Origin of the sequence: Streptomyces swartbergensis (assembly GCF_002148965.1) — a bacterium.
Classification (GTDB): Bacteria; Actinomycetota; Actinomycetes; order Streptomycetales; family Streptomycetaceae; genus Streptomyces; species Streptomyces swartbergensis.
In genome coordinates this window covers 1-6,470 of sequence record NZ_NGFN01000435.1, presented here as the reverse complement: position 1 = coordinate 6,470, position 6,470 = coordinate 1, and the positions used below count along the sequence as shown (strand labels likewise).

General features: G+C 72.9%; 5 protein-coding genes. All 5 read left to right on the top strand.

Going from position 1 to position 6,470, the window contains the following annotated elements:
- Window positions 1-241 (top strand): hypothetical protein (locus CA983_RS47370; protein WP_208637135.1); only part of this gene is annotated, 241 nt, incomplete at its 5' end.
- Window positions 242-519: 278 nt separating this feature from the next.
- Window positions 520-2,604, top strand: coding sequence for a tetratricopeptide repeat protein (locus CA983_RS39125; RefSeq protein ID WP_086605457.1), 2,085 nt, complete (start codon window positions 520-522; stop codon window positions 2,602-2,604).
- 136 nt (window positions 2,605-2,740) lie between these two features.
- Window positions 2,741-3,865 (top strand): alanine dehydrogenase, encoded by a 1,125-nt coding sequence (ald, locus tag CA983_RS39120; protein WP_208637134.1) that lies wholly within the window; start codon window positions 2,741-2,743, stop codon window positions 3,863-3,865.
- 425 nt (window positions 3,866-4,290) lie between these two features.
- Window positions 4,291-5,418, top strand: coding sequence for a ParA family protein (locus tag CA983_RS39115; protein ID WP_078602950.1), 1,128 nt, complete (start codon window positions 4,291-4,293; stop codon window positions 5,416-5,418).
- Entirely contained in the window at window positions 5,403-6,002 is a 600-nt protein-coding gene (locus CA983_RS39110; RefSeq protein WP_086605456.1) for a hypothetical protein, read from the top strand. The genes CA983_RS39115 and CA983_RS39110 overlap by 16 nt, the downstream gene beginning before the upstream one ends.
- The last annotated feature ends 468 nt before the right edge of the window (window positions 6,003-6,470 follow it).

The window sequence follows — 6,470 nt, the reverse complement described above, 5'->3', positions numbered from 1 at the left end:
GGGCCGGACGGTGATCCAGGACCGGACGGTGGGCCAGGGCCCGACGGTGGGCCAGGGCCGGACRGTGATCCAGGACCGGACGGTGGGCCAGGGCCCGACGGTGGGCCAGGGCCGGACAGTGATCCAGGACCGGACGGTGGGCCAGGGCCGGGTGGCCGATTCTGACCGGGCGGCGGATCCGGCCGCCGGACGCGCTGTCCGCATGACCGGCCCTGGCGCCTCCGCGCGAGCGAAGCGGTGAGCTCGCGGAGGGCGGGGCCAGCGCCCCGTCGCTCCGGGCGGCGCAGCACCCCCGCCCACCCGCCGCAGGGGCCGGTCACCCCAGGGCAGGAGGGCCCGCCGACGGGTGCCTGCGAGCAGCTCCGGTCGTGGTGTGACGATCGGCTGATCCGATCGGGGGACGTACCCGCCGTGCCCGTCGTGCTTCGGCCGGGGCGTTGCAGAGCGTGAACTAGGCTCTGTTCACGCCCGGACCGGAGTCCCGGCGGGCTTGTGTGTGGTGGGACGGGAGTGTGGCCCGTGACGGATCAGGTCGTGGAGACAGGCGACGTGCGGCTGACCGGACACGCTTCCGGGGAGAGCCGATTCCTGGGCCGCACACGCGAGTTGAAGGAACTGCGCGCCGACATCGAGCGCACCGGACTCGACACCCTCGCCGGCCGCAAGCCCCCCCACGCGCGCGTGCTGCTCATCGCCGGCCGGCCCGGCTCGGGGCGCACCGCACTCGCCGAGGAGCTCGCACGGCAGGTCGCGGACCGTTACCCGGACGGGGTGCTGCGCGCCCGCCTGAGCGACCCCGACGGCACCCCCGTACCGGTCGAGCGAACCGCCCGGGACCTGCTCGCCGCCCTGGACCAGGAGGCCCCGGCCGGCGCCTGCGAAGACGACCTGACCGACGCCCTGCGCACCGCCATGGCCGACCGCCGGGCGCTGCTGCTGCTGGACGACGCGGCCCACGCCGAGCAGGTCGACGCCCTGCTGCCCGACACCCCCGAGTGCCTGGTCGTCGCGGTCTCCGGGGGGCCGCTGACCGGCATCTCGGACGTCCGCCCGTGCACCCTGGGCGGCCTGGACGCCAAGTCCGGGGTGGAGCTGCTGTCCCGGCACACCGGCTCGGTCCGCGTCACCGTCGACCCCCGGGCCGCCGAGGGCCTCGCCGAGGAGTGCCAGGGCCAGCCGGCCGCGCTGATGCTGGCCGGCGGCTGGCTCGCCGCCCGCCCGCAGGCGGCCGTTTCCGACCTCGCCAAGCAACTGCGCGCCGAAGACGCCGAGGGGAACGCGCTGAACCGGGTCTTCCGGCTCGCCTACGCCGCCCTGCCCGCCACCGCCGCCCGGATGCTGCGCCTGCTCGCCCTCGCCCCGGCCGGACTCGTCGACCCGCAGACCGCCTCCGCCCTCGCCGGCTGCTCGGTCGCCGGCGCCCGCACCACCCTGGACGACTTCGTCGCCCTGGGCTTCCTGCACGCGGTGGACTCGCCGCTGCCGCAGTACGAGGTGCCGGGCTGTCTGCACGCCGAGCTCCGCGTCCTCGCCGAGCGCCACGAGCGCCCGGCCGAGCTCCAGCTGGCCCGCGCCCGCATGCTGGAGCGGACCGTACGACTGCTCCAGGCCTGCCGGGCGATCACCGAGACCGACAGCCCCCAGGCACGCCAGAAGCTCCTCGACCTGCCGGGTGCCCTGCGTTTTTCCACGCCCCGGGCGGCCGCCGAGTGGCTGCGCGTGACCCGGCCCGCCCTGCTGGCCTCGGCCCGGCTCGCGGTCGCCGACGGGCAGCTGGACACCCTGGCCCGGCGGCTGATGTCCCAGCTGGTGCGGGCCATGGTGGCGCATGTCGGCACCCAGGCGGCCGCGCCCGACCTGTACGGCATCCACCGCCTGGTCCTCGACGTGGCCGAGCGGCGGAACCTGCCCCGCGAGCGGGCCGCCGCCCTGCTCAACCTCGGCGACCTCGACGCCCGGACCGGCCGCACGGCCGACGCGCTGGCCCGCTACCGGGCCGCGCTGGACGCCGGACGCGAGGTGAACGATCCGTATGCGACCGGCCGCGCGATGGAATCCGTAGGCGGCGCGCATCTGGAGCTCGGCGACTTCGACCGGGCCGCCGACTGGTTCGGCCGGGCCCTGGTCGAGCGGCTCGCCCGGGACGAGCGTGCCGACGCCGCCCGGCTGTACGGGCGGATCGCCGCCGCCCACACCTACGCGGGCCGCTACGGCGAGGCCCTGCGCAACTGGCGGGCGGCGATCGCCGGGCACCGCAAGAACGGCGACGTGGCCGCCCAGGCGCGGGCGCTGAGCGAGTTGGCGCGGGTCCAGGAGTACGCCGGCCGGCCCGAGGAGTCGCTGCGCACCTGCCGGGAGGCCGTGGAATGGGCGCGGCGGGCCGAGGACACGCGGTTGCAGGCCGCGCTGCACCTGCGGGTCGCCGACACCCTCGAGCACCTCGGCGACCCCGCGTCGGCCCGGCTGCACCGGGGCGCCGCCGAGCGGCTTCTCGGCGAGCACCAGGAGGACGAGGAAGAGCCCGTAGCGGCCTCGAACGGTGACTCACCCCGGAAACCGGAACCTGACGCCTGCGAAATCCGTAGCACATCCGCTGAAGATTGATGCAATGAAAGGCTAGACAGCGGGAACACCTTCATTAGACTGGCTCTGCCGCACGTTCTCCTGCGGTCTCTCCCGGTGTGCCCGTGCGTGCCCGGGTATGTCTAGTAATACCCCCATACCCTCTGAGCCAAGGACCGTGATCGACGTGAAGGTCGGCATCCCCCGCGAGGTCAAGAACAACGAGTTCCGGGTGGCCATCACCCCCGCCGGCGTGCACGAGCTGGTGCGTCATGGCCATCAGGTCGTCATCGAGCGCGGCGCCGGCGTCGGCTCCTCGATCACGGACGACGAGTACGTCGGTGCCGGGGCGCAGATCCTGGACACGGCGGACGAGGTGTGGGCCTCCGCCGACCTGCTGCTGAAGGTCAAGGAGCCCATCGCCGAGGAGTACCACCGCCTCCGCAAGGACCAGACGCTCTTCACCTACCTGCACCTGGCCGCCTCCAAGGAGTGCACGGACGCCCTGCTGGAGTCCGGCACCACGGCGATCGCCTACGAGACGGTCGAGCTGCCCAGCCGCGCGCTGCCGCTGCTCGCCCCGATGTCCGAGGTCGCGGGCCGGCTGGCCCCGCAGGTCGGCGCCTACCACCTGATGCGCGCCAACGGCGGCCGCGGCGTGCTGCCCGGCGGCGTCCCCGGCGTCCTGGCCGGCCGGGCCGTCGTCATCGGCGGCGGCGTCTCCGGCTGGCAGGCGGCGCAGATCGCCATCGGGCTGGGCTTCCACGTGACCCTGCTCGACAAGGACGTGAACAAGCTCCGCGAGGCGGACAAGATCTTCGGCACGAAGATCCAGACCGTCGTCTCCAACGCCCTGGAGCTGGAGAAGGCCTGCCTGGAGGCCGACCTCGTCATCGGTGCCGTCCTGGTCCCCGGTGCCAAGGCCCCCAAGCTGGTCACCAACGAGCTCGTCTCGCGAATGAAGCCCGGAAGTGTCCTTGTCGACATCGCGATCGACCAGGGCGGCTGCTTCGAGGACTCCCGTCCGACCACCCACGCCGAGCCGACCTTCCAGGTCCACAACTCGGTCTTCTACTGCGTCGCCAACATGCCCGGCGCGGTGCCGAACACCTCCACCTACGCGCTGACCAATGCCACGCTGCCCTACATCGTGGAGCTCGCCGACCACGGCTGGGCGGACGCCCTGCGCCGCGACCCGGCGCTGGCCAAGGGTCTCAACACCCATGACGGCAAGGTCGTTTACAAGGAGGTCGCCGAGGCGCACGGCGTGGAGCACGTCGAGCTGTCCTCGCTGCTCGGCTGAGCTGCTCACCGGCCCTCGGAGGCCGGTAAGTCGGCTAAGTCACCAACCGGCAAAGGCGATACGTCAACACAGGTCGTCAACGCCGCGCACCCGGCCGGACCTTGCCCGACAAGGTCCGGCCGGATGTGTGTATGGTCACTTCGCGATTCTCGGGCAACTCGCCTCGAACGTAACCCTTCAACCGATTCGCACACCGGTGAAACCTGCCGTGCGACGGCCGTACGCCCTTGACAGCGGGATGTTTCATTGCCGACACATCGGGCCGGGTCCGGCGGATTGTGTTGCTGCGGACGCCCGACACGCCATAGAGTCGCCAACCGTCGGCATGGTGCCACGCTGACCTGTCTAGAAGTTTCCTGGTCACCAAGGAGGTAAGACGACTTGTGAATGAGTCGACATTTACTCCCGGGGGTGGTCAACCAGGAATGCCTGCACGGGGCCAGGGTCCCGCGGGGTTCGCTGCTGTCGGCTCCGTCGCTGTGCGCACCTTCGCAGCCCACCAGAGTCAGCAGGCGACTCACACAGCACACCAGAAGATGGATGGCCATCACGTGAACGCCATGGCCGGCGACGGAAGTGGCGCGCCCCACAACCACTTCGCCGACTACGACGAACTGCCCGAGGGGCACTTCTACGACCCCGACGCGGAGTACGAGCCCGACCCCGAGTACGCGGCCACTCTCGCGCCCGACGCGGCCAGACAGCGCCGGGAGCGCATCGGCCCGACCGGGCGCCCGCTGCCGTACTTCCCGATCCCGGGCCCGCTGACCGACCACGGACCCGCGAAGATCATCGCGATGTGCAACCAGAAGGGCGGCGTCGGCAAGACCACGTCGACCATCAACCTGGGTGCCGCGCTCGCGGAGTACGGACGCCGTGTCCTGCTCGTGGACTTCGACCCGCAGGGCGCGCTGTCGGTCGGACTCGGCGTCAACCCGATGGAACTCGACCTCACCGTCTACAACCTGCTCATGGAGCGGGGGATGGCGGCCGACGAGGTGCTGCTGAAGACGGCGGTCCCCAACATGGACCTGCTGCCCAGCAACATCGACCTGTCGGCGGCCGAGGTCCAGCTGGTCTCCGAGGTCGCCCGCGAGTCGACCCTGCAACGCGCCCTGAAGCCGCTGCTGGACGACTACGACTTCATCGTCATCGACTGTCAGCCCTCGCTCGGCCTGCTCACGGTCAACGCCCTGACGGCCGCGCACAAGGTGATCGTGCCGCTGGAGTGCGAGTTCTTCGCGCTGCGCGGTGTGGCCCTGCTGACCGAGACCATCGAGAAGGTCCAGGAGCGGCTCAACCCCGAGCTGGAGCTCGACGGGATCCTCGCCACGATGTACGACTCGCGCACGGTGCACAGCCGTGAGGTGCTCGCGCGTGTCGTCGAGGCGTTCGACGACCACGTCTACCACACGGTCATCGGGCGCACGGTCCGCTTCCCGGAGACCACGGTCGCCGGTGAGCCGATCACCACGTACGCCTCCAACTCCGTCGGTGCCGCCGCCTACCGCCAGCTCGCCAGGGAGGTGCTCGCCCGGTGTCACGCCGAGTGAGTCTGCCGGGGGCCGACGAACTCTTCCGTACGACAGGGGGGATGGCGCTTCAGTCGTCCCAGCCCAGGCGTCAGGCCAACGGCGACGCCCGGGTGCCCGCTCCGGCGGGGGAGGGCGACGCGGCGGCGGCAACGGCCGCGGAGGACGTGCCGCAGTCGGTGCCCGCGCAGGGCGGCGACGGCGAGGGCGCGGAGCATGTCGCGGCGGACGCGGAGCCGGCCGAGGCCGGGGAGTCCCGCAGCCGTGCGGCGGCCGCCGAGCGCGGCGGCTCCGCCCGGCGGCAGGCGCCGCAGGAAGGTTCTGCCGCGGGTGCGGCCGGTGCCGCCGCGGCGGCACCCCGCAAGCGCGGGCGGCCCGCCGCGCGCCGTCCCAGCGGCCGTGAGCGGCACGACGAGAAGATCACGGTGTACGTGTCGGCCGAGGAGCTCATGGACCTGGAGCACGCCCGCCTCGTGCTCCGCGGCGAGCACGGCCTGGCCGTCGACCGCGGCCGTATCGTCCGCGAGGCGGTCGCCGTGGTCCTCGCCGACCTGGAGACCCGCGGGGACGCCAGCATCCTCGTACGACGGCTGCGCGGGCGGTAGCGGTAGCCTGCGGGGGCCATGACCTCGAACGCTTCCCCACCGCCCATCGGCGGCCCGTCCGGCGGCCGTCGGCGCGCGTTGGGGCGTGGGCCGGGGGCTGCGCGGGTGGCTCCGCCGGTTGAGCCGACGGATGTGGTCGGGCCCGGTGAGCTGCCCGAGGACGCCGTCGAGGCGGGCGTGAGTCCCGAGGAGACTGAGGCTGCCGGGCTTGGCCCCGAGGAGACCGAGGCTGCCGGGTCGGGCGTCCGGTCCGAGGAGGAAGCGGCCGGCGCGCAGGCGCTGGTTGCCGAGAGGCCGCCCAGGGGTGCGGAGCGACAGGTCCCTGCCGAGCCGGGGACGGCGGCCGGAAGGTTCCTGCCAGAGCATGCGGCGGGGCCTGCCCGGGCGGAGTCCGCGCCTGCCGCCGCTCCGGGGGCGGGCCGGGAGGGCGCTTCCCCGGAGAGGGACGACGCATCCGGGCCAGGGCCC